The following is a 23,249-nucleotide window of genomic DNA, read 5'->3' on the forward strand; positions in this document are numbered from 1 at the left end:
CGTTCACCGACTCTCAGGAGGTTCCGACCGGCAGCAGGTAGACCAGGGTGTCGTCCACGCCGTCCAGCAGGAACACGTCGTGCGCGAGGTCGTCGTAGAACCCGCCGACCAGCCCCAGCGACAACGACAGGCCGGCCGCGACCAGGGCCAGGTTCTGCGCCAGGTGACCGGCCTCGGCGAACCCCAGCCGCACGGCGCGCAGCCCGTAGTCGCGGCGCAGGTCGCCGATCCGCACGTGCAGCCCGAGCAGTGCCGGCGTGGTGGCGATGTCCACGCCTCCGGTCAGCGCGGCGCCCGGTCCGAACCAGCTCGACGTCCGCTCCACGTCCTCGACCGTCGGCGCGGGCGCCACCGCCACCAACCGCCGGTCGCCCTCGTCCACGTCGTAGAGACCCGGCTCCAAGCCGTCCACGGACCACGCCGCCAGCCGCAGCCGCGCGGTGTACCGGGCGCCGGCGCTGGGGTGCGGACGCCTGCCGTCGGGCAACCGGCCGTGCGCGGTCCACAGCAGTGCCGCCAACCGCGCGGCGTCCAGCGGCCCGTGCAGCGCGTCGCCCCGGCCGGTGCGGCGGTCGCGCAGGACCTCCCGCAACGACGCCGGGGTGTCCGGTGGGTCGGGCAGCCGCACCGCCCGCCGCCACGGTGGGAACGCGGGTCGGTCGTGGGAACCGTCCTTGCGCGGTCGCTGCTCCTCGACCTCCGGCCGGTACTTGCTCGCCTCCAGGTAGCGGCGGTCCGGCGCGTCGGCGCCGTCGGCGTGGAACTCCGCGACCCCCGTCGGCGCGAGCGCGGTGGCCGCGACCAGCCAGCAGATCGTGCGCTCCTCGTCGGCCCCGATGCCCAGCCGGTTGAGCAGCACGTGGAGCTGGGACCCCCAGACGTGGCGCGGCAGCTCGGCGCGCACCTGCCGCGCCCAGTACGCCACCGCCCCGGTCGGCGCGGACTCGACGCGGTCCCACCGGGCGCTCAACCGCGCCGCACCGGTGGCGTGCAACCGGTGCGCGGCCAGGTGGGAGGACATCGTCGGCGCGGAGGCGGGTTCACGGCTCGTCCGCCAGGACGCGGCCAGGGTGCGCAACCACGAGGCCGCCGCCGGGCGGTCCAGTCCCAGCGCGGACGTCGTGGCCATCACCAGTTCCACCGCGGCACTGAGCTTGGCCTGCGGCGTGCGGACCGCGCGCAGCACCGCGACCGCGACGTCCGTGCTGCGGCAGAAGACCTCCTCGGCGATCGGCATCGCGTCCGGCCCGCCGTAGCGCTCCACCTCCGGTTCGTAGGGCACCTCGCGCACGTCGCCGTGCGGCAGGAAGTCCTCGCCCGCCACGCCGAGGGCGGCGGGGAAGGTGTCTGGGTCCACCTCGGGATGACCCGCCGCCGCGACCAGGTCCCGCAACTGCTCGGCGATCACGTCCGCGTGCCCGGCGGCGTCGCGCAGCCGGACGCGCAGGTGCGGCCCGGACCGCCAGTAGCGGAGGAAGAACCAGTCGGAGATCCGGCCGGCGGCCCGGTGCTCGGCCATCGCGGGCGCGAGCACGTCGGCGATGAACGCGTCGACGTGCTCGACCCGCCACGACAGCCGCACGTGCAGCCCGGTCCACGTCACGGCAGCTCCTCCAGCGGGGTGAGGTCGTAGGTGAAACCGGTGGCCCGCGCGCGGCCGGCGACGAGCAGGTAGAGCACGCTGTGCCCGGCCGGCGCACGCACCAGCGCCTCCAACTCCTCGTCGCGCAGGCTGCGCAACGGGCGGCAGAACAGGCCCGCCTCCGCGGCGGTCGCGCCGACGCGCTGGGCGGCGGAACCGGCGGCGCGCAGCAGTGCCCGGTAGCCGTCGGGCCCGGATTCGGCCACCGCGGCCAGCGGGTCGCCGGTGATCACCAGGGCCAGGTTGGCGCTGCCGACGTCCACGATGTCCGGCGGGTGCTGGAAGGCGTCCCGGAGCCGCGCCACCACCGGCCCTTCCCCGACCAGGCGATCACCTTCGTACCAGCCGTCCGGCACGCCCTCGACGTTGCGCACCGCCAACCGGTGCCGCACGTGCGCGAGGCGTGGCAGGGCGGCGACCACCGCGTGCAACGCCGAGACAGGGAGAGGTCGTGGATCGGCGGACATTCCGCGCGGCCCGAACCCGGAACTGCGCACCGGTAGTGGCGGCCCCGGTGCGCCGGTCTCGCGATCCGAGCACACTTCGACGCCCTCACCGACCACGTGCGCCCGCAGCCCCAGCCGAGCCGCGCGGTCCGCCAGGGCCGCGAGCAGGTGCCCGAGTTCCAGTTCCACCAGGACGTCCGCGAACTCGCCGTACCCCGCGGAGAAGCGCTCGGGGCGGCGCACGAGGTCGAGCCGGGCGCACGTGCCGAGCCGTTCGGGCGCGCCGCCGACGAGCGCCCGGCGCGCCGGGTCCAGCACCCACGACCGACCGTCCACGACCAGCGCGACGTCCACCGCGAACGCCGATCGCGCGGACGGGTACGCCCGGTGGTCGTTGTAGGGGTTCCACGGCTCCCACCGCTGCGGCGTGGCCACGTCCGTCAGCAGGTGGGCCAGCGCCGCCCCGAACCGGCCCAGGTGGGCCAGCCCGGTCAACGCCACCCGCGGTCCCGGCGGGGGAGGCGTCGGCCGCGGCTCCGGGACCGAGGTGATGTCCCGACCGGGGCCGTGCCGGTACGCGGCAGCGAGGGCGTCGGCTGCGGTCAGCGCGTTGGCGGCGGGCGGCTTGCCGTTGGTGAGCATCGGGTTGGCGGCGGGCGGCGTGTCGGCGGTGGTCACGGGAACGGGTGGGGCAGCAGGGGACCGGTGGCGCGCAGTCGCGGTATGCCGTGGGTGCGGCGGTCGTGCTCGCCGAACGTCATCGGCAGCGTGCCCGGCACGACGACCTTCGCCGTGTGCAGGCCGAGGCCGTCGCGCACCACCGGATCGGTCAGGTCCACCGCGATCACCTCCAGGTCCAGCGCCGCCCACGCGGTCACGTAGTGCTCCAGCAACGCGTCCAGGTCGTGCCCCGGCACGTCGGGCGCGGCCGGCGTCACCGGGTCACCCGGACGCAGGAAGTCGTAGCGGTCGGCGGCTTCGGGCAGGCCGTTCACCGTCACGTGGTCCTCCATCGTGCGGACCAGCTCCGGTTCTCGCAGCATCCGCAACAGCCGTTCCCGCTCGTACTCCGCCGGGTCGACGCGGGCGCGCCTGGCGGCCGACTCGACGTCCACCGCCACCTCCACCACCGCCGACCGCACGGCGGCATCCGGGTCCACCCCGGCGCCCGCCGCGAAGAACGCCCGCGGCGTGGACGGCCCGTCACCGGTGTGCCGGGCCAGGGCGAGCACCGCGGGCACCGCCAGGTCGTTGGTCGCGTCGTAGCACTCCAGCCGGTAGCCGAGCTGCTCCAGCCGGTCGGACAGGTGCAGCGCGAGCCCGTCGCGCACCGCGATGCTGCGCAACGGCGTCCGCTGGTACCAGGCCATCAGGAACGCGTCCCGCTCGGCGACCTCGAACAACCCGTGCAGCACGGCCTCGGTGAGGCTGTTGCCCGTGCCGCAGCCGTTGGAGGTCTCGTTCACGAACCGCGGTCCCGGTGTGCCGCCCCAGTAGACGACGTGCTCGGGCACCGCCACGGCGGTACCGCGCGAGTACGACCACCCGTGCACCCAGCGCGTGCGGACCTCCGGGGCGTAGGGCACCACGTGCGGCGACGGGAAGTCCGGCAGGCCGAAGCGGGTCGGCTCGACCGCCCGGTCCGGGCCCAGGTCGGCGAACGACGCCTCCAGCACGGTCCGGGTGCGCCGGGGACGCATCCCGGCGAGCCGTTCCACCGCCTCGAACAACGCCACCCGCTCGGCCTCGCCGAACGTGGCCGTCCGCCCGAAACCGGCCTGCGGCCCGTCGTCGCTCACGATCCGCGCGCTCACCGAGGGCAGCGGCCCGTCGCCGACGCGGGACAGCCGGTCCACCGGTCCGTGCCGCCGGTCGACCAACGCGTCGCGCACCGCGTCGCCACCGGTGAGCGGGTTCGGACCGCGCAACGTTCCCGGCGGCACCGGCACCGGTTCGCGGACCACGACCGCGGTCTCGGCGGTGTCGTCGGGCAGCGGCCCGCACACCGGGCAGCCCTCGGGACGGGTCCGCACCCGGTGCTCGGTCACCGAGCCCACGTCCGTGCGGACGGCCAGCACGCGGTCGCGGTAGGCGTCCGGATCGGCCAGCACGAGTTCGGTCAGCGCCTCCACCAGCGGGCCGTGCGCCGGCGACGGCACGCCGCCCAACCGCAGGCCCTCGTCACGACGCGGCACCGCGGTGCTCTGCGCGGCCAACCGGCTGTCCTCCGCGCAGCCGAGGCACACCCCCGGACCGCCGCCGACGACCGGACCCAGCAACGTCATCGCGCCGTCGTACCGGATCGGCAGCACCGCGTCGCCGTTCGCGCCGACGTGCCGCAGGTCGCCGATCGTGTAGGCGGTCAACGACACCACGCTCACCGGCTCGCCCCCGGCACCGCGAACGCCACCAGGCCGGCCGCGTGCAGGACCGGGCCCAACGCCACCGGCTTGACCTCGACGCCGCCCGACAGCTCCGCCAACCGGCGCTGCAACGCGTCCTCCACCTCACGCAGCCCGTAGGGCCAGTGCCAGGCCCGGTCGGTCCACGCGACGCCCGCCGTGTACGGCTCCTCCACCGGGAACGCGCCGGACAGCACCACCGGCTCCGACCCGCCGGCCTGCGCGCGGCCCGCCGCGGCCAACGCCGCGAACGCCACGGCGTCGGCGGCGGTCGCCTCGACCGCCCAGGACAGTTCCACGCCACCCGAGCGGACGACCGCGCGCACCACCCCGTCGCCGAGCCGGTCCACCACCACCTCGGCCGGCAGCGCGAACCGCAGCACCACCGCCTTCCACCACCGCCGCGCGGTCGCGTCGGCCTGCCACTCGTCCTGGTCGACCGGGACGCCCGGCAGGGACCGGGCGGCGGTGCGCAACGCGAGACCGAGCGCGTGGACGGCATCCGCGCCCACCACGGCGTTGTCGGGCGCCAGCCGGTGCGCGGCGCGGACCACGGCGTCCAGGCGGGCGGACGGCTCGGTCGTGCCGTAGCCGACGACCTCGCCCGAGACGGCCAGCTTCACCGGCACCTGGGGCAGGTCACCGGTGCGCGGTGCGGGCACCGGCCCGAGTTCGGGATCGCCCAGCACGTCGACGAGCCGCCCGGCCGGCGGCGCGGGACGCACCGCCGACAGCCACGGGTGGTAGTCCGCCCGCAGGGGGTCCAGCCGCGCGACGAACACCGGTTGGTGCACCGGACCGGGTGGTGGCGAGTCGGACGTGTCCACCGCCTCGTGGGCCGGGTCGGGCAGCCCGGCGACCGCGCACACCAACCGGTGCGCCGCGGCCGAGCCGACCAACGCGGCCAGCACCTCCGGCGGCTCACCCGCCGACCCGTCGAGGCGGTGGGCGACGGCCTCGGCGTCGGCCAGCACGTCGCCGCGCGCACCGGGCGCGACCACGAACCCGACGTCCGCCGCACACCGGGCGGCGATCGCGTGCCCGCCGCACACCAGCAGCAGGTCCGGCCCCGGCTCGACCGGCGCGACCGCCAACCCGGTGGCCGTCAACGCCCGGCGCGCGGCGGCGGCCACCGCACCGGACCCGATGACGGTCACCGTGCTCCCGCGCAACGAGTCCCACGCCCGCGCGGGCCGTTCGGCCACCGATTCCAGCCACCGCGCGATGTGCTCGGGCGGACCGTCGACGTCCCAGGAGGCGGGCACCCGGACCAGCAGGTCGTGCTCGCGCAGCTGGCCGATGATCATCTTCAGCGCCGCCGCCACGGCCGGTGGCGCCTGGTCGAGCACGGTCAGCTGCTCCGGCGGCACGCCCGCGGTCAGCGGTCCGGCCAGCTTCTGCCAGACCGTCCACAGGCCCTTGCCACCGCCGACGGTGAAGGCCGTCGCCCACCCCCGCACGTGCAGGCCGGTGTCCGTCGGGCTGGCGTGGACGATCGGGCGCAGCCGCAGCAGCTCCCCGCCCACCGGCTCGTCCGTCACGAGACCCCCCAGTACGTTTCCGCGATCACTTCGAGCACCCGGCCGCCGGGGGACTGCGCGCCCGGCACGGGCAACGCCTCGGTCAGTTCGACGCCGTCGGGGAACTTGGCCAGCAGCCGGGGCAGGCAGCGCAGGTGCAGGGCGTTGCCGAAGTCGACGTACTGCGGCTTGGCCGGGATCAGCATCCGTTCCAGGTGATCGGCGGACATCGACGCGGCGCGGGCGTCCACGAACACGTGCTCCGGCAGCCCGTGCCGGGCGCGCAACCGCACCACCGCCGGTGCGACCGCCTCGTCGGAGCCCAGCTCCGGGGGCGTGGAGAAGTCCCAAGTGCGGCGGGCCAACACCACGTCGCGGTAGCGCAGCCCTCCGCGGAGCACGACCTCGCCGTCGGCCTCGCTCGACCGCAGCGCGTCCAGGCGGACCCAGCCGCACGCCAGGTCCGAGTGCAGCGGGAGGTACCGGTCGGGCATCAGCAGCGGCAACAGGAAACCCGCGTACAGCACGTCCAGCGGCTCGCCCCGGTGCACCACCCTCACCTCGTCGGTCCGCGGGTCGTGCCGGACCTGGAGCTCGTCGGCGGGCAGGTCGGCCCACCGGGCGTCCTCGCCGACCTCGTGGGCGGCCAGCAGCGGGTGCAGGTTGGCGTTGAACCCGTGCAGCGGCCGGAACTGCGCGAACCGCTCGCCGAGCGTGCGCCGCAACTGCGCGGCCACCGCGTCCGCCGCGCCGGGCAACCGCCGCAGGAACCGGCTCAGGAACCTGCCGAAGCCGGGGTAGACGTGGTTGACCACCAGCCGCCCGTCCCGCGTCGGCTGGCCGAAGAACGCGTACGAACCGGGGCGGCGCACCCAGTCCGGCACGTGGTGGGCGGCTTCGTGCAGCAGGTCGTCCGACAGCACGCCGCCGTCCGCACGCGCCGCCTCCGCGATCTTCGCGCGGGACTCCATGAGCGCGACGATCCCCGGGTCGCGCGCGGACGCTTCGTCCGCGTCGTCCGGCGAGACGCTCGACAGGAACACCGCGCACTCCGCCAGGGAGGCCGTGCCGCCGGGCCCGACCGCCTCGACGAACCGGTTGCGCACCAGCCTGCGCACCAGCAGCTGCTGGTCGAACAGGACCAGCAGCGGGGTGAGCCGAGTCAGCGTGCCGGTGCCGGTGGCGGGCGCCGGGACGGGCTCCGGGAGGAGGACGTCCTCCAGCACCGGCGCGATGCCGGTCAGGTCGACGCCGACCCGTTCGCCGAGTTCACGCCAGCCCGCGGCGAGCTCGGCGGTGGCGACGGCCCGCTCGGGCGGGTCCGCGGTGGCGAACGCGGCGGTGGTCGTCACCAGATGCGTCAGCCGGTCGGCCACGTCGTGCGCGCCCAGCTCGCGCAACCACGCGGCGATCGCCGTCGGCGCGTCCGGGTCCTGCGGGTGCACCGGCTCCACGGGCACCAGCAGGCCGATGTCGAGCATCCGCTCGACGTAGGCGCGGGCGGCGGTGGCCGCCTCGGGCGTGGACGCCCTGGCGGCCAGCGCCTCGGTCAGTTCGGCGGGCGTGAGGCCGTCGGGCCCGGCGTCGCGTACTGCGGCCACGAGGAAGCGCAACGGCCCGGTGGCCGCCACGTCCACCTGCTCCTCGCGCGTGATGTCGATCCGCGACGGCGGGGCGTCGGGAGCGGGGGCGATCGGGGCGTCGCGGCGGAACACCACGCGGCCGTCGCGTTCGCGCACGCCGGGCGCGAGTCGGTGCGGCCGATCGCGGAAGGCGGCGACCAACCGGGTCAGCAGCAGGCGGTTCAGCTCGGTGTGCGCCACCGGTCGGGCCCGCGGCCAAGGCCCGTCGCCCCAGGAGCCCCAGCCGACGTGGGTGTACCAGGACAGCGGGCTGGTCTTGGACGTGGCGCGCAAGGCGTAGCGCAGCACCGTCGCCTCGACCTTGCGGGCCTTGCGGTCGGGCGTGCCGCCGCCGTCCGCCGTGCGGGTCAGGCCGTGCAGCAGGTCCGCGCCGGTCAACACCCCGGCCAGCCGCACCGGCTCGGCCTCGCACACCCGCGCCAGCACGGCGCGTTCGGCGGCCAGTGCGTCCGGCCACGCGGCCAACGCCGCCTCCGTGGCGGAGTCGAGCGCGGCCCGGTCGTCCAACCAGCGCCCCACCAGCGGGATCCGCTCGGGCAGCGTGCCCAACCCGGCCAGCAGCGCGGGACGGGGCGAGCGGTCGTTGTGCACGTCGCGCCGCAGCGGCAGCACGACCCGGCGGTGGAACCCGGCCGGGTGGTCGCCCGCGCTGTCGTGCAACGCGTCGGCCACCTTCGGCGCGAGCTCGCGGATGCGGGAGTGCGCCGCGACCGCGGCGGCCATCGCGGTCCGGAAACCCGCGGCACCCGTCGGCGGCTCGGGGTGGGGCAGCGCCGCCACGCGGACCATCGCGTACGGCGCCAACTCGGTGGTGATCACACCGGCCATGCGCGCAACCTCCGCGGGAGGGTGATCGGGGGCGTCGGAACCGACGCCCCCGACGTGGGACATCGACGTGCCGCCACGAACGGTCCGCGTGGCGGGCGCGTCAGCTCACCGGATCGGCTACTTGGTCTTGGGCTCGAGGTGCGGCCTCGACGAGCAGCACGAGCAGGCCGTGGACGCGACCGGGTCGCCGTCCGTGAGCGCCGTGTCGGCGATGGTGGTCACGGCCAGTTCGTCCAGGACCAAGTCCTCGACATCGAAAGTCAGGTCCAAGGCGTCCTCCCTCATTCAGTTCCGGGTCGGGCATTGCAGCGCGACCTTAAGCAGATGGATCGGAGACCGACAAGACCCGCGAGCGCTATTCCAAACGATTCGAGAAAGGGTGCACGCCGGTCATTCGGGTGAAGGCGATCGGTCCGGGCGGATGCCCCTATTCGGACCTCCGAAAGGTGTTCTCGGGGTAATTGCGTGCGATTGGCGGCGACGCGCCCGGGAACGGGTGTAGATTGCTCCCGGCACGGTTCAGCAGCCGTCGGGCGGCGGCGCCGTGGTCCGACTGGCCCATTCGCGGCATCCGCCATCCGTCGGTGATCGCCGGAACCGGGACTTCCCGGTCGGGGTGCGGGATTCCGAATGCACCGGAACCGCGGCGACCCGAAATGGGTGATGACGACACCGTCGACGGTCCGATCACCTCGGCGCGGTGGTGAGTGTCATTCGGTAGTGGGTTATCCGGCGGTTATTCAACCGGTCGACCGCCGGGGCGGCGTGATCATCCCGCAATGTGGACGAGAGTTTCGGCTTCAGCGGCACGCGCCGCCGTTGAGGCTGTCCAGCACGGCGGTGTACGCGGGCTTGGGGGCGCCGGTGGGGTCGAACAGCAGCGGTGTGCCCGAGGCTCGCCACGAGTCGCTGTCGCGCACGCCCCACACCGTGATCCCGGTGCACCGGTCCACCGCCAGGCAGGCCGTGACCGCGCGGCGGTAGTTCTCCGCCTGGGTGGCGCCGGAGCCTTCGATGTCCAGCTCGCTGAGCTGCACGTCCACGCCGAGCGCGGCGAAGTTGCGGATCGTGGTGGCGAAGTCGGCGGGCACGGGGTGGTTGGCGGTGAAGTGCGACTGGAGGCCGACGCAGTCGATCGGCACGCCCCGCGCCCGGAAGTCGCGCACCATCCGGTGCACGGCCTGGGTCTTGGCGTGGACCCAGTTCTCGATGTTGTAGTCGTTGTAGCAGAGCTTCGCGCCGGGATCGGCCGCCCGTGCCGCCCGGAACGCCGCCTCGATCCAGTCGTCGCCGGTGCGCTGGAAGTTGGAGTCGCGCCGGGCGCCGGTCGGGCCGTCGGCGAACACCTCGCCGACGACGTCCCAGGCCTGGATCCGGCCGCGGTAGTGGGCGGCGACCTGGGTGACGTGGTTGAGCATCGCCTGCCGCAGTGCCGCGCCCCGCAGGCTCGCCAGCCAGGACGGCTGAGCCGAGTGCCAGAGCAACGTCTGGCCGCGCACCCGCTTGCCCAGCCGCACGGCGTGGTCCACGACCCGGTCGGCCGGCGCGAAGGTGAACCGGCCCTGCACCGGCTCGGTCGCGTCGAGCTTCAGTTCGTTCTCAGGCGTGACCACGGCGAACTCGCGGTCCAGGATGCCCGCGTACGTCGGGTCGGACAGCTTGTACCCCTGGACGGCCACGCCGAAGTACCGGCCGCTGCGCTCGGCGGCCGCGGCGAGGGTGGTGGCGGGCGAGGTGAGGGTGGTGGCTGAGGCGGCGCCGGCAGGTGGCAGCAGCCCCACCGTGGTCAACGACGCGGTGATCAAGGACGCGGATAAGAGTTTTCGCACTTCGACGGCCCCTTCCGGCGCGGTGGCGATCCACGATGGTGCGCACCACCGCGCCGGGCAACGGTTATCGAACGTTTTCGAAACTCCTGCGGCCGTAGGTGAGCCGGCGCAGCAACCATTCGGCCGGACCCTGGCGGTCCGCGCGGCGCAACGCGTCCGCGAAGGCGACGGTGGCCAGCCACGTGACGACCGCGATCCCGGACGCCGCCGCCGTGCCCAGCTCGGTGCCCAGCCCGCCCGCGTACGGCACGAACACCGCCACGAACACGACGGACTGCACCAGGTAGCAGGTCATCGACCGCCGTCCGCACGCGGCCAGCGCGGTCAGCGCCCGACCCGGCCGGGTTGCCCGCGCCGCCACGAGACCGATCAGCGCCGCGTACCCCACCCCGCCGGCCAGGCCGGTGACGCCGTGCAGCACGTACGCGGGCACCGACAGCGCTCCGAGCGTCCACACCTGAGCGTCCAGCAACGCCAGCGGGAGCCCGCCCAGCACGGCCGACCCGATGCCGACGAGGGCGGTCACGCGCAGCGCGGCGACGTGGCGGCTCGGCTCGTCCAGCAGCCGACGGCGGGCGGCCCACACGCCGAGCAGGAACGGGACCACCAGCTCCACCACCAGGAACGGCGTCAGCACGCCCCACAGCACCAAGCGCTCACCCACCGCCGCCACCGGGTCGGTCGCGGCGGCCATGCCCGACGGACCGCCGAACTCGGCGATCCGCATCCCGTTGACCAACGACGCGGCGGCGTGCACGAGCAGCCACGCGCCCGCGACCACCACCAGCGTGCGGTCACGCCACCGCAGCACGCCGACCATCAGCAGCCCGGCCAGCCCGTAGGCGGCGAGGATGTCGCCGAAGAACAGCAGCAGCGCGTGGCCGAACCCGAACGCCAGCAGCCACCGGCTCCGCCGGCGCAGCAGTCGGCGCGTGTCGCGCCAGTCACCGGTCCGCTTGCCGGCCAGCTGCACGAACCCGTAGCCGAACAGCGCCGCGAACATGGGCATCGCCCGGCCGTCGACCAGCGCCACCTGGACCCCGGTGACGACGCGGTCGAGCGCGCCGCCGTCCAGTGCGTACGCCCGGAACCCGGTCGGGTGGCCGGACAGGTACATGTGCGCGTGGGCGAGCGCGATCATCAGCAGCATCACGCCCCGGGCCAGGTCGGGCGCCAGCGCGCGTCCGCCCGTGAGGGGCCGGTCGAGCATGGCGGAAGATGGGGACAACGGACACCTCGATTGGATACGGTGGCGTAGCTTATCTGGCCGATAAGATACGACACCGTGTCTTGAAGCGGAAGTGACATGGAGAAAGCGGCTGCCAAGGCACCGGAACGACGGCGTGGCGAGGCGCTGGTGCAGGCCATCCACGACGCCGCGCTCGCCGAACTCGCCGAGGTCGGGCTGGGCGGGCTGAGCATGGAGGGCATCGCGCGCCGGGCGTCCACCGCCAAGACCGTGCTCTACCGGCGCTGGGCGACACCGCACGAGCTGCTGGTCGACGCCGTGGCCCGGGCCCACCCGGTGGAGGTCCCGACCCCCGAGGCGGACGACCTGCGCGCCGACCTGATCGCGGCGCTCACCGTGCTGACCGACTGGATGCGGACGCCGGCGGCCACCGCCGTGCTGGCGATCGTGTCCGAACGCCACCGCTACCCGGACCTCGCCGAATCCCTCTACCGCGACGTCTTCGACCCCAGGGGCGGCACGTTCACCACCACGGTCCTGCGCCACTACGCCGCCAACGGTCGCCTGGACCCCCGCCGGCTGACCCCGATCACCACCCAGATCGGCGAGGCGATGGTCTTCAAGCTGTCCATGGACCTGGGCCGCGTGCCGACACCGGACGAACTGGTCGCGATCGTGGACGAGGCCCTCCTCCCGGCCCTGGGCTTCCCACCCGCCTGACGGGTCTCACCGGCCGCTGCGCCGCAGCGCGAGTTCGGCGAGGACGGTGGCGCCGTCGGGCAGCAGCGCGTCGTCGAACCGGACGACGGGGGAGTGGTTGTCGGTGCCGTTGCCCGCGCCGAACGGGATGAACGCGCCGGGGACCTCTTGCAGGACGCGGGAGAAGTCCTCGGCGCCCGGCATCGAGTTCGCCAGCGGCCGGAAGCGGCCGTCGAAGACGTCGGCGATCGTGTCGGCGACGAACGCGGTCTCCCGCGCGTCGTTGACGGTCATCGGGTAGCCGTCGCGGTAGTCCACCTCGGCGCGCAGGCCGTGCGCCTGCGCGATCGATCGCGCCAACGTGACGGCCGCGTCCTTGATCCTGGCCTTCGCCGGCGCGGAGAACGTCCGCACGGTCGCCTCGAACCGCGCGGTGTCGGGGATGACGTTGCGCCTGCTCCCGGCGTGGAACGACCCCACGGTCACCACCACGGGGTCGAAGACGTCGGCCTGGCGGGTCACCATGGCCTGCAACGCCGTGACGATCTCGCACGCCACCGGGATCGGGTCCTGGGCGCGGTGCGGCCGGGCGCCGTGCCCGCCCGCGCCGACGACGGTGACGTCCAGCCCGTCGGAGGCCGCCATCGTGGTGCCCGGACGGGCGGAGAACACGCCGTGCGGCACGCCCGCGCCGAACACGTGCAACGCGTAGGCGGCGTCCGGCCGGCGACCCGCGACGTCCAGCACGCCCTCGGCGATCATCGCGGCCGACCCGTCCCACCCCTCCTCGCCGGGCTGGAACATGAATATGACGTCACCGGCCAACTCGTCCCGGCGCGCGGCGAGCAGGTGGGCGGCGCCGACCAGCATCGCGGTGTGCATGTCGTGGCCGCACGCGTGCATCACACCGTCCACACGGGACGCGTAGTCCAGCCCGGTGCGCTCCTGCACGGGCAGCGCGTCCATGTCGGCGCGCAGCAGCACCACCGGTCCCGGCCGCGCGCCGCGCAGCACGCCGGTCACCGACGTCAACGACCGCCCCAGCGACAGCTCCAGCGGCAGGCCGTCGAGCGCGGCGAGCACCTTCTCCTGCGTGCGCGGTAAGTCCAGGCCGATCTCGGGCTCCGCGTGCAGCTGTCGCCGCAGTCGCACCAGGTCGTCCATCAGGGCCGCGTTCTGGCTAGCCGACATGGGTGTCCTCTCCTCGGGTCGGTGGCGGGGCACTTGCCGAAGGATCACTTCGGGTGCCACTCTCGACCCTCGAATCGTCAAGATCGCTCACAAGGATGGACTTTGGTGCAGGATTCGTTCACATCCGACGAGACCGACCTCCGGCTCGTCCACGCCTTGCAAGCGGCACCGCGGGCGACGTGGCAGGAGGTCGGGCGCTCGCTCGGCATCGACCCGGTCACCGCCGCACGGCGGTGGCAAGGGCTCGCCGACGCCGGTCTCGCACGCGTCACCGCCTACCCCGAGGTGCGGTCGTGGGCCAAGGAGCACTGCAACGCGTTCATCGAGGTCGACATCGAACCGACGGCGCGCCCCCACGCGGTCGAGGTGCTGTCACGCCTACCGCAGATCGTCTCGATCTCGGTCATCAGCAGTGGGCGTGACCTGTTCCTCACCGTGCTGACCCCGGACCTCGCCAGCCTGTCGCACGTCGTGCTGCACCGGCTGCACGGCCTGCCGGGGCTGCGCCGGACGCGCACGCACACCGTCACCACCGTCTACGGCGAGGGCAACCGCTGGCGGCTCGGCGCGCTCGAGCCCCGGCAGCTCCCGGCGGGCCGTGCGACGGGCGGTGGTGCGGTCTGGAAACCGCACCACCGGGAGGTGCTGCGCGCGTTGGACGACGGGCGCAGCCCCGCGGCCGAGATCGCGGCCCGGACCGGCCGGAGCGCGTCGACCGTGCGCCGGTGGTTGGGCGAGATGGTCGACGGCAGGTTGCTCTCACTGCGCTGCGAGGTCGCGCAGCCGATCACCGGCCGACCGATCGCGGCGACGTTCTGGGCCAGGGTGCCGCCGGACGAGCTGGACCGGACCGGGGCGGCGCTGACCGGGCTGCCGGAGGTCCGGCTCTGCGCGGCCGTCACGGGCGCGGACAACCTGGTGATGACGCTGTGGCTGCGTTCGCTGGGCGACATCCAGCGGTTCGAAGCGGAGCTCGCCCGGCGGTTGCCCGCGCTCACCCTCACCGACCGGGCCGTGACGTTGCGCGCGGTGAAGCGGATGGGCTGCCTGCTCGACGACGCGGGACGGATCACCGACGTGGTGCCCGTCGACCCGTGGGCCGTCCACGAAATGTGAAAGGCTCCGGGTCATGCGCGTGCTCTTCGCCGGCCTCGCCTCCGTGGGCCACACCTACCCGATGATCCCGCTCGCGATCGCCGCCCGGGATGCCGGGCACGAGGTGCACTTCGCCGCCGGCGAGGGGGTGCACGCGCCGTTGGCCGCGAACGGGCTGCGGCCGTTCCGCCCCGCGGACGCGTTCTACGAGATGTACGCCGAGGACCTGGAGCCGGACCTGGCGCGCCTGGAGCCCGACCTCGTGGTGCACGGCTGGGGCGTGCCGGGTGCGGCGATCGCCGCGCGGCGGGCCGGGATCCCCGGTCTCTGGCACGGTTTCGGCCGCATGTTCCCCGACGGTATCGGCCTCGAACCGCCCACGAAGAGCGTGCCCGGACTGCCGCACGTGGACATCTGCCCGCCCTCGTTGCAGGACAAGGACTTCCTGGCGAACGAGGATCGGATCGCGCTGCGCCCCGTCGCGTTCTCGGAGCCGGGCGCGCTGCCCGCCCGGGACGGTCGGCCGTTGGTCTACCTGACGCTCGGCACCGCCTTCGGCACGGCGGAGCTGTTGACCACGGCCATCAAGGCCCTCGCCGCGCTGGACGCCCGCGTGGTGGTCGCGACCGGTCGCGTGCGCACGGCGGAGCTCGGCGAGGTGCCGGACAACGTCACCTTGCACGAGTGGGTGCCGCAAGCCGACCTGCTGCCGCACGTGGACGTCGTCGTGCACCACGGCGGCAGCGGCACCACGCTCGGTGCGCTCGCCGTCGGCGCGCCGCAGCTGATCCTGCCCCAGGGCGCCGACCAGTTCGCCAACGCCGACGCCGTGACCGCCGCGGGGGCCGGTGTGCGCCTGCTCCCGGACGAGGTGAGCGAGGAAGCCCTCGCCTCCGTCGTCCGGACCGTGTCGCGGCCCGGCGGGCACTCGGAAGCGGCCCGCGCGATCGCCGAGGAGATCGCCCGGATGCCCGGCCCGGACGACGTCGCGCGCCGACTCCCGGACTACGCCGGACGCGGCTGAACCACCTCGTCGAGTCGACAACCGGCCCGGAGTCGTCGTGACCCGGACCGGTGAACGGGCGAGGCGGTCCCGCCATGCTCACCCCGACCGGTAACCCGGACCGGTGAACGGCGGCCAGGCGTTCCCACCGAGTTCACGTCGCCGAAACCACCGGCGGCCCGGCGGCGACCTACAGTCTCGCCATCCTCAACGAGATCGATCCCTTCATCGGAACGGCCGCGACCTCCCTGCCACCGGCGCAGGGTCTCGCGGCCACTTGGTGGTGGCCGAAAGCGCAGATCGGCAACACCCACCCGGGCGCGACGTCCCCGCTCGGCATGGTGTCCGCCTGCGCCTACTCCGGCGCCTACCCGACCGGCTACGGCCGGTACACGAAGAACACCGAGGGCCTGCCGGAGGAGATGTTCGACCGGTCGCTGGCCTCCGGGTTCACCCACTTCCAGCAGTCCGGCACCGGCGCGATCCGCAAGTACTACAACTACGTCCGGGTGACGCCGATGGTGCAGCAGCTGGACGCGCTCGGCGAGGCCTGGCCGCTGCACGACGAGGTCGCCGAGGCCGGGTACTACGCGGCCACGCTCGACACCGGCGTCCGCTGCGAGATCACCGTCGGCGAGAAGGTCGCGGTCCACCGGTACACGTTCCCGGAGCACCGCAACGCGCGCATCGTGGTCGACCTGTCGTGCGGCGGCCTGGCCATCGACCACGGCCGCACGGTGCCACTGCGCGCACACGTGGAGAGCCTCGGCCACGGCCGGGCGCAGGGCACGGTCGTGGTGGAGGGCGTGCCGCTGTCGGTGCACGTCGAGGTCGACTCGCCGGGCTGGCGGCAGATGCTCTGGCACGACCGCAGGCTGATCGAGGGCGGCACCCGGCTGGACTTCGACCGCATCCGGCAGACCACCCTGCGCCCGTTCGGCCTGCTGTTCCTCGGGCCGACCGGCGCCGGGCAGAGCGTCGAGGTGCGGATCGGCTTCTCCCTGCGCGGCTGCGACCAGGCCAGGGACAACCTGCACCGGGAGTGCGGGCAGCAGCCGGCCGCGTTCGACGTGATCCGGGAGCGCACCACGGACCGGTGGCGCGACCACGTGGGCCGGATCGAGGTCGAGGGCGGGTCGCCGGCCAGGCGGCAGGTGTTCGCCACCGCCCTGTACCACTCGCTGATCAAGCCGTGCTTCGCCGACGACGAGAGCCCGTTCTGGCCGACGTCCGGTCCGTTCGCGTTCGACGTCTGCACGATGTGGGACATCTACAAGACGCAACTGCCGCTGCTCTCGGCGATCGTGCCGGACCGGGCGGTGGACCTGCTGGAGTCGCTCATCCGGGTCTGCGAGGAGGAGGGCAACTTCCCGATCGGGTACCGGATGGCGCGCGGCGCGGACCGGTTCTTCCGGCAGGCGAGCGCGCTGGTGCACACCGCGCTGGCCGACGCGCACGCGTTGAGCCTCGGCGACCTGGACTGGAACTGGGCGCTGGTGCACATGGAAGCCGACCTGCGCCGGCTGTACGGCGAGGACTTCTACGAGCACGGCGTCGTGCACCCGATCTCGCACACCCTCGACCTGGCCTACGCCTACCACTGCACGGCGGGCGTCGCGCGGGCGTTGAACGACCACCGCCTCGCCGACGACCTCGCCGCGCGCAGCCTGCTGTGGACCAACGCGTTCGACCCGGCCACGGGCCTGCTGCACGACTCGTCGTTCTACGAGGGCGGCAAGTGGAACTACTCGTTCCGGCTCATGCACGACATGGCCGGGCGGATCGCGATGGCCGGCGGCGACGACGCGTTCGTCGCGATGCTCGACTCGTTCTTCGGCTTCGGCGCGCCGCCGGTGGCGCAGCCCGGCAGGCGGCCCGACCCGGCCGAGATGGCGGTCGGCTACGCGCTGAACCGGTTCGAGGGGCTCAACAACGAGCCGGACATGGAAGCGCCCTGGTCCTACCACTACGCGGGCCGGCCCGACCGCACGGCCGAGGTCGTGCACGCGGCGCTGACCTGGCAGTTCGGCACCGGTCCTGGAGGGCTGCCGGGCAACGACGACTCCGGCGGCCTCAGCTCCTGGTACGTCTGGGCCTCGCTCGGGCTGTTCCCGATCGCCGGGCAGAACCTGTTCCTGGTCAACGCGCCCGCGTTCGCGCGCGCCACCGTGCACCTCGGCGACCGGGACTTCGTCGTGGAGACCAGGGGCCACCGGGAGACGCCGGTCAGCTCCGACGGGCTGGAACGCGTGCCACCGCCGCAGTACGTGCAGTCCGCCCGGCTCGACGGCCGGCCGCTGGAGGTGGCGCACCTGAGCGCCGTCGACGTGCACGCCGGCGGGCGGCTGCAACTCGAACTCGGCCCGGAACCCTCGGCCTGGGGCCGTCGGGTCCGGCCGCCGTCACCGTCCGACCCGTCCACGCCGGGAGCGCGCCCATGACCACGCCGAACCGCCGCCTCGTCATCGTGGTCCGCGCCGATCCGGTGATCTGCGGCCACTCCGGAGAAGCGCGCAACCTCGCCGAGGTGGCCCTCACCCGCGGCTTCGACGACGTGCGGCTGCTGACGTGGCCGGTGCCGGCGCTCCAGGCGGCCGGGCTGCCGCTCAAGCCGCTCGACCGGATCACGCCGTACAGCGCGGGCATCACCGTCGAGCGGCCGGAGCCGGTCGGCGACTACCGGGTGCCCGACGGCCGGTACCTGGCCGGGCTCACCGGCCGCCTGGTCGAACTGCTCGCCGAACCGGTGCCGACCACGTGCCTGTCGATGTACCTGGTGCCGCACACGGCGGTCGTGGGCGAGGCCGTGGCGGTGGCGCGGGCGGCCGGTTTCTCGCCCGACGTCCGCACCATCGCGAAGGCGGTCGGCTCCGACGTCACCAACGTGATCCGCTCGTGCCTGCGCGAGGGCCGGTTCGGCGCGGCGGTGGCGCTGTTCACCACGTTCCTGGCCAACGACCAGGTGATCGCGGTGTCGGAGTACACGCGGCAGGAGATCGTGGCCGCCGCCGAGGCCGTCGACGCGCACTGCGGCACCCGGCTCGCCGACGAGTGCCGCGCGCGGGTCGCGGTCAGCTACCCGCCGATCGACACGTCCGCGTACCTGGACCTCGACCCGGCCCTGGTGGACGCCGCCCTCGCGCGGCGCGGCCTCGACCGTGACGGCTACGTGCTGTTCCTGTCCCGGGTGGCGCGGGCCAAGGGAGTCCACGACCTGGTGACGGCGTTCGCCCGGTCGAGGGCGCGGTCGGAGGTGAAGCTCGTGATCGCCGGGAACGGCCCGGCGCTGGAGGACGTCCGGGCGCTCACGCGGGGCGACGACCGGGTGGTGCTGCTGTCCGACGTGGACGACGAGGAGAAACCGCTGCTGATGCGCGGGTGCGCCGCGTACGCGTTGCCGACCAAGCCGGAGCCGGACTTCGTGGAGACGTTCGGCATCGCGCTGACCGAGAAGATGCTCGCGGGCGGCGGACCGGTGATCACCACGATCACCGGCGGCACCGGCGAGGCGGTCGGCGGCACGGCGATCATCGTGGAAGCCGGTGACGTCACCGGCCTCGCCGCCGCGATCGACCGGGCGGTGCTGGACATGTCGGTCGAGGAGCGGCGGTCCATGGCGGACCGGGCCAGGGCGCACGCCCTGTCGTTCGACCGGGTACGGGTGTTCGACGACCTGTTCGCCACGTCCGTGCCCGTCCACCGCTGACCGTCACACCAGTTTGGCCCGCAACCAGTCGGGCAGCGCGTCCTCGGTGCCGCCGGAGAGCCGCAGCTCCTCCCGGTAGGCCTCGGGCGGCGGCGGCGCGATCCACGTCGGCTCGTCGGTGCGGTTCATCTCGAGCTTCTGCTCGCCGGTGGCCTGGAGCTCGAACTTGGCGCTGTACCAGGCGTCGTCGGCCCGGGTCGCCGCGCGCAGCTCGCGGAACCGGTCGGCGACGGCCTTCGGCGGCGACCAGCGTTCGAGCGCGCCCGCCACGTTGTGCACCAGGGCGTTGGTCTCGGTGTGGTCGCCGATCTCGCGGAAGTGCACCTGGGCGTAGTCCCAGCCCGGCGGGAGCGTCTGGACCAGCTGGTTGCCGATCCTCCTGGCGTAGCGGCCCTGCTCCTCGGCGTCCACGCCGGTGGGCACGGGAGCCTTCTCACCCGTGAGGGTTTCGCGCAACCAGGTGGGCAGCTCGTCCCGCGGGAACTCCTCCAGGTCCTTGGCCAGCGCCTCGGGCCCGATCGGCGGATCCCACACCGGGTCGACGTCGAAGTTGAAGTTCACCCGGAAGGTGCTCGGCGGGTCCACCACGAGCCGCACCGAGAACCAGGTGCCCTGACCCGGCTCGTAGAGCAGGACGCGCAGGTCGCTGAACGCCGGGTGGATCTCCCGCGGCAGCTCGTGCGGCTGCGCCGAGCCGTCGGCGAGGATCGTCGTGTAGACGAAGTCCTCCACAGAGGACGCCAGGGTGGCCTTGAGGTCGAGCCGCTTCGCGTCCGGCGGGGCGAGGTCGAGCAGCCGCCCGCAGACCCACTGCAGGATCCGGTTGACCTCCGCCTCGCGCTCCGCCGGCGTCGGCGGCTGCGCCTGCGGCGGGTTCGGGTCAGACATTCGGTGAACTCCTGAAGTGGTAGCTCGTCCTGCCGGTGCTCGGGTCCAGGCGTTGCTCGACAACATACAGCCGATCCGGCACCCGGCCCTGACTGGCTTCGGCCGAGAAGACGCGGACCCGTTCGACCACGATGCCGTCCTTGTCCACCGCGGCGCGGCGGTCCTTCTCGACCTGGGCCCAGCTGTCCTTGTACCGGCTCGCCGCGTCGGAACCCGGACGGCGCAGGTTGTTCTCGCGGTAGAGCTGCGAGACCTGGTTGATCGCCTCGTTGCCGCCGCCGGAGGCGTGGTCCTGGAGGTGGCCGCCGCGGCGCTGGTCGCCGTAGATCATCTCGCCGTGCTTGCCGGACGGCGTCTGCACGTCGGTGTCGCGGGAGACGTGGGTGCCGCCGTAGTCCGGGGTGAAGGCGATGGACGACACGCCGTTGGTGTCGGTGTGGTAGACGGTCGTGCCGGTCTGGAAGCGCGTCTCCGCCAGCGGCAGGCCCTCCACCCGTCGGCCGGTGACCGGGTCGGGCGTCGAGTTGACGCGGGGCGCCTCGACCGGGTCGGGGGAGTAGGGGTCGCGCATCGTGTGCTTGTTGCCCAGCTCGGGGTTCTTGTCCGTCCACGTCTCGATGTGGGTGAACTGGGACTTGCCGTCCTTCAGCTCCGGCGAGGTGAAGAACGTGCCGTGCCAGACGTGGCCTTCGGGCGTGCGGCGGGTGACCTCGTAGCGGCAGTCGGGTTCGAGGTCGGTGCGGTCGCTGAACGGCCGCTGGTTCGGGTCGTGCGCCAGCGTCTCCGAGCGGTACTTCATGCCTCCGGGTTCGTAGTCGGGGCCCTTGGGGCTGCCGAAGTCGTCCAGGTCGAACCGCGGCCGGCCGTCGGCGTCGGTGCGGAAGGTGAACGGGTCGCCGCCCGTGTGCACCCGGTAGTCGGTGTCCGGGCGGGGGTGGATCGCGTCGGCGTTGCCGAACGGGTTGGCGTCCGTGCCGATCCGGGTGTCCGGGGTGTGCGCGTCGACGTGCGTGATCCGGGGCGGTGTGCCGCCGTCGGTGTAGACGGTCGTGCGGTGGCCGGTGTCGTCGTGGATCCGGTACCGGGTGTTCGGCTCCAGCGGTCGGTCGTGTTGCGGTGGGTCGTAGAACGGCTCGCGCTGGTCGACGGTGACGTCCTCCGACCGGGTGTGCTTCGGCTCCTTCCAGTCGATGTCCTGGTGCGTCGGCGTCTCCCGGTCACCGGGGCGTGCGGCGCGGTCCTTGGCGTCGGTGGGGTCGAGGTCGTGCTTGTCGGCGTCCTTGGTGCCGGGGACGAAGCCGTCTTCGCTGGTTCTGGTGGTGGTGCCGTCGGGGCGGTGGGTGTGCCATTCGCCATTGGGTGGGATCTTGGGGTGGCGGTTGCCGTCGGGGCCGGTGGTGGCGTCGCTGGTGTAGACGCGGCCGTTGCTGTCGGTCCAGGCGGGTTTGGTGGGTGCGAGGACGTCGGCGTCGGTGTGGCGGGCGAGGCGGTTGGCGAAGTCGTTGGTGCCGGCGTCGCAGCCGATGAGGCGGATGGGTGTCCTGCCGTCCCAGCCGTTGCGGCGCAGCAGGTCGCCGTACTGCTCGGGGGTGCAGGTGTGGTTGCCGATGCGTGCTCGGCCGTCGGGGGTGATGTGGACGTCGGCGGTGAAGTAGCGCGGGTCGGGTGGGACGCGGTGGGGCAGGTCGCCCATGTCGGGGTCGCCCCGGTGGTGCGAGATGCCGGCGGGGGTGGTCTCACCGTGGCGGGCGTGCGCTTCGTCGATACTCGGCCGGTCGCCGTCGGGGCTGTTGTGCCTGTCCGGGTCGGGCGAGTCGGTGTGCGGGGTGTTCGGGTCGGGATCGCGGTGGGGCGGTGTCCACGCTTCCGGGTCGCGGCGTTGGGCCGGGACGCCGTCCGGGTCGCGGCGGGGCGGGAGTTGGGTGTCCGGGTCCCGGCGTGGCGTGGGTGTGTGGGTGTCGGGCTGCCGCTGGGGTGGTGGGCCGTCGAACGGTCGGTTCGGGGTGTGCGGCATCGGGCCGTCCCCGCCGCGGGGTCGGGTGAAGTCCGGGCTGCCGTGACGCTGGTGCGGCGGGCCGGCCGGCGGTGGCGTTGGGCCGTTCTGCGGGCGCGTGTGGGCCGGGCCGTTGCCGGTGGGGCCGGTGTGCGGTGTTCCCGGACCGGTGCGGGGCGGGGTGGGACCGTGGTGAGGCGCGCCGGGACCGGCGTTCGGCGGACCTGCGTGTGAGGGACCCGCGTGTGAAGGTCCTGCGTGTGAAGGTCCTGCTTGTGGGGACGGACCTGCCTGGGATGGGCTGGTGCGGGAAGGCCCGTGTGAGGACGGGCTGACGTGTTCGGGGCCGCGTGCGGTCGGGATGCCGGAGCCCAGGTCGCCCCGGCTGCCCGGGGTGCCGGTCCAGCCTCCGCCGCCGCCCGGACGCGTGCCGCCGCCGTGTGCGCCACCACCCGGGTTGCCACCGCCGGGGTTGCCGGCCGGCGAGGTGCCACCGGTCGGGCCGGGCTGGTTGGGCTGTGGACCGGTGTTGGGGTTGCCGGTGTTGGGGTTGCCGCCGGTGTTCGGCTGGTCGGGGCGTGCCGGGGCTTCGGGGGCCGCCGCGTTGGCCGCGGACGTCTGGTCGAAGCGTGGTCCGGGCGCGGGGTTCGGCGCGCCGCCGCCGGGGCTGCCGCCACCGCCGCTGTAGGAACCACCGCCGTGAGAACCGCCGCCGCTGTATGAACCGCCGCCGCCACCGTTGTGCGATCCGCCGCTGGGGCCGGCGCTGTGCGAGCCGCTGCCGCTCCCACCGCCATAGCCGTTACCGCCGCTCGGGCTGCCGTTGCCGTAACCGGCGGGGTTGCCGGGGGTGGGGTTGTTGCCGCGTGGGAGGTCGTGGTCGGGGCTGCCGGGGTCGCGTCCCGGGCGGCTGGTCGGGGTGGGCACGTCGGTCGGGTCGCCCCGGCCGGGCCGCGACGCCGAGGACGTCGTGGGATCGGTGGTGGTGCCGGATGTGGAAGTGGTGTCGCCCGGCCGGTTCGACGACGGTGTGGTGCCGGTGCCCGGAGTGTCCGAAGTGGACGGATTGCCGTTGCCGGGGGAGTTGGTGCCGGAAGAGCTGTTGCCGGGGGAGTTGGTGTTGGAGGGGCTGGTGTCGGGGCTGCCGGAGGGGGTGTCGATGTCGGCGCGGCCGG

18 protein-coding genes are annotated in these 23,249 nt (G+C 73.8%); 7 read left to right on the top strand and 11 right to left on the bottom strand.

Annotated features, from left to right (window positions below):
- Positions 1–13: 13 nt before the first annotated feature.
- The 8 genes from LNK82_RS03370 to LNK82_RS03405 form a co-directional block, all read right to left on the bottom strand.
- On the bottom strand, positions 14–1,603 hold the full coding sequence (locus tag LNK82_RS03370; protein WP_230565412.1) for a thiopeptide-type bacteriocin biosynthesis protein: 1,590 nt from the start codon (positions 1,601–1,603) through the stop codon (positions 14–16).
- Positions 1,600–2,766: a nitroreductase family protein gene (locus LNK82_RS03375; RefSeq protein ID WP_230565413.1), complete on the bottom strand. Its 1,167-nt coding sequence runs from the start codon at positions 2,764–2,766 to the stop codon at positions 1,600–1,602. Before LNK82_RS03375 ends, LNK82_RS03370 begins: the two co-directional genes overlap by 4 nt.
- On the bottom strand, positions 2,763–4,469 hold the full coding sequence (locus tag LNK82_RS03380) for a TOMM precursor leader peptide-binding protein (protein ID WP_230565414.1): 1,707 nt from the start codon (positions 4,467–4,469) through the stop codon (positions 2,763–2,765). The genes LNK82_RS03375 and LNK82_RS03380 overlap by 4 nt, the downstream gene beginning before the upstream one ends.
- Entirely contained in the window at positions 4,466–6,031 is a 1,566-nt protein-coding gene (locus LNK82_RS03385; RefSeq protein ID WP_230565415.1) for a hypothetical protein, read from the bottom strand. Before LNK82_RS03385 ends, LNK82_RS03380 begins: the two co-directional genes overlap by 4 nt.
- Entirely contained in the window at positions 6,028–8,481 is a 2,454-nt protein-coding gene (locus LNK82_RS03390; protein WP_230565416.1) for a lantibiotic dehydratase, read from the bottom strand. Before LNK82_RS03390 ends, LNK82_RS03385 begins: the two co-directional genes overlap by 4 nt.
- Before the next feature lie 117 nt (positions 8,482–8,598).
- Positions 8,599–8,751 (bottom strand): thiazolylpeptide-type bacteriocin, encoded by a 153-nt coding sequence (locus tag LNK82_RS03395; protein ID WP_230565417.1) that lies wholly within the window; start codon positions 8,749–8,751, stop codon positions 8,599–8,601.
- Positions 8,752–9,281: 530 nt separating this feature from the next.
- Positions 9,282–10,310, bottom strand: a complete 1,029-nt coding sequence (locus LNK82_RS03400; protein ID WP_230565418.1) for a glycoside hydrolase family 10 protein — start codon at positions 10,308–10,310, stop codon at positions 9,282–9,284.
- 64 nt (positions 10,311–10,374) lie between these two features.
- Positions 10,375–11,538: a DUF418 domain-containing protein gene (locus LNK82_RS03405; RefSeq protein ID WP_230565419.1), complete on the bottom strand. Its 1,164-nt coding sequence runs from the start codon at positions 11,536–11,538 to the stop codon at positions 10,375–10,377.
- A 78-nt stretch (positions 11,539–11,616) separates the two neighbouring features.
- On the opposite strand from LNK82_RS03405, the gene LNK82_RS03410 reads away from it, so the two are divergent.
- Positions 11,617–12,219: a TetR/AcrR family transcriptional regulator gene (locus LNK82_RS03410; RefSeq protein ID WP_230565420.1), complete on the top strand. Its 603-nt coding sequence runs from the start codon at positions 11,617–11,619 to the stop codon at positions 12,217–12,219.
- Positions 12,220–12,225: 6 nt separating this feature from the next.
- On the opposite strand, the gene LNK82_RS03415 is transcribed toward LNK82_RS03410, so the two are convergent.
- On the bottom strand, positions 12,226–13,389 hold the full coding sequence (locus LNK82_RS03415; protein ID WP_230565421.1) for a M20 metallopeptidase family protein: 1,164 nt from the start codon (positions 13,387–13,389) through the stop codon (positions 12,226–12,228).
- 105 nt (positions 13,390–13,494) lie between these two features.
- On the opposite strand from LNK82_RS03415, the gene LNK82_RS03420 reads away from it, so the two are divergent.
- From LNK82_RS03420 to LNK82_RS03435, 4 genes are all read left to right on the top strand, one after another.
- On the top strand, positions 13,495–14,505 hold the full coding sequence (locus LNK82_RS03420) for an Lrp/AsnC family transcriptional regulator (protein WP_230565422.1): 1,011 nt from the start codon (positions 13,495–13,497) through the stop codon (positions 14,503–14,505).
- A gap of 13 nt (positions 14,506–14,518) precedes the next feature.
- A complete protein-coding gene (locus LNK82_RS03425; RefSeq protein ID WP_230565423.1) occupies positions 14,519–15,508 on the top strand; it encodes a glycosyltransferase in 990 nt (329 codons plus the stop codon).
- Between the two features lie 206 nt (positions 15,509–15,714).
- Complete coding sequence (locus LNK82_RS03430) at positions 15,715–17,928, top strand: glycoside hydrolase domain-containing protein (RefSeq protein WP_308257148.1); 2,214 nt, start codon at positions 15,715–15,717, stop codon at positions 17,926–17,928.
- A complete protein-coding gene (locus LNK82_RS03435; RefSeq protein ID WP_230565424.1) occupies positions 17,925–19,193 on the top strand; it encodes a glycosyltransferase in 1,269 nt (422 codons plus the stop codon). Before LNK82_RS03430 ends, LNK82_RS03435 begins: the two co-directional genes overlap by 4 nt.
- Positions 19,194–19,196: 3 nt before the next feature.
- Here LNK82_RS03435 and LNK82_RS03440 read toward each other — a convergent pair whose 3' ends face one another.
- Both LNK82_RS03440 and LNK82_RS03445 read right to left on the bottom strand, forming a co-directional pair.
- Positions 19,197–20,081 carry a hypothetical protein gene (locus tag LNK82_RS03440; RefSeq protein ID WP_230565425.1) on the bottom strand — a complete coding sequence of 295 codons (885 nt, stop codon included), beginning with the start codon at positions 20,079–20,081 and terminating at the stop codon, positions 19,197–19,199.
- Positions 20,074–22,095 (bottom strand): DUF8616 domain-containing protein, encoded by a 2,022-nt coding sequence (locus LNK82_RS03445; RefSeq protein WP_230565426.1) that lies wholly within the window; start codon positions 22,093–22,095, stop codon positions 20,074–20,076. Before LNK82_RS03445 ends, LNK82_RS03440 begins: the two co-directional genes overlap by 8 nt.
- Before the next feature lie 508 nt (positions 22,096–22,603).
- On the opposite strand from LNK82_RS03445, the gene LNK82_RS03450 reads away from it, so the two are divergent.
- Positions 22,604–22,762 (top strand): hypothetical protein, encoded by a 159-nt coding sequence (locus LNK82_RS03450; RefSeq protein ID WP_230565427.1) that lies wholly within the window; start codon positions 22,604–22,606, stop codon positions 22,760–22,762.
- Positions 22,763–22,924: 162 nt separating this feature from the next.
- A partial coding sequence (locus LNK82_RS03455; protein WP_230565428.1) for a hypothetical protein occupies positions 22,925–23,249 on the top strand: 325 nt, incomplete at its 3' end.

The sequence above is a fragment of the Saccharothrix luteola genome (genome assembly GCF_020859565.1).
Classification (GTDB): Bacteria; Actinomycetota; Actinomycetes; order Mycobacteriales; family Pseudonocardiaceae; genus Actinosynnema; species Actinosynnema luteola.

Bases quoted from the DNA above. Each gene is read 5' to 3' on its own strand.
- LNK82_RS03390 (WP_230565416.1), bottom strand. From the start codon at position 8,481: ATGGCCGGTGTGATCACCACCGAGTTGGCGCCGTACGCGATGGTCCGC.
- LNK82_RS03410 (WP_230565420.1), top strand. From the start codon at position 11,617: ATGGAGAAAGCGGCTGCCAAGGCACCGGAACGACGGCGTGGCGAGGCG.
- LNK82_RS03415 (WP_230565421.1), bottom strand. From the start codon at position 13,389: ATGTCGGCTAGCCAGAACGCGGCCCTGATGGACGACCTGGTGCGACTG.
- LNK82_RS03425 (WP_230565423.1), top strand. From the start codon at position 14,519: ATGCGCGTGCTCTTCGCCGGCCTCGCCTCCGTGGGCCACACCTACCCG.
- LNK82_RS03435 (WP_230565424.1), top strand. From the start codon at position 17,925: ATGACCACGCCGAACCGCCGCCTCGTCATCGTGGTCCGCGCCGATCCG.
- LNK82_RS03440 (WP_230565425.1), bottom strand. From the start codon at position 20,081: ATGTCTGACCCGAACCCGCCGCAGGCGCAGCCGCCGACGCCGGCGGAG.
- LNK82_RS03445 (WP_230565426.1), bottom strand. From the start codon at position 22,095: ATGCCGCACACCCCGAACCGACCGTTCGACGGCCCACCACCCCAGCGG.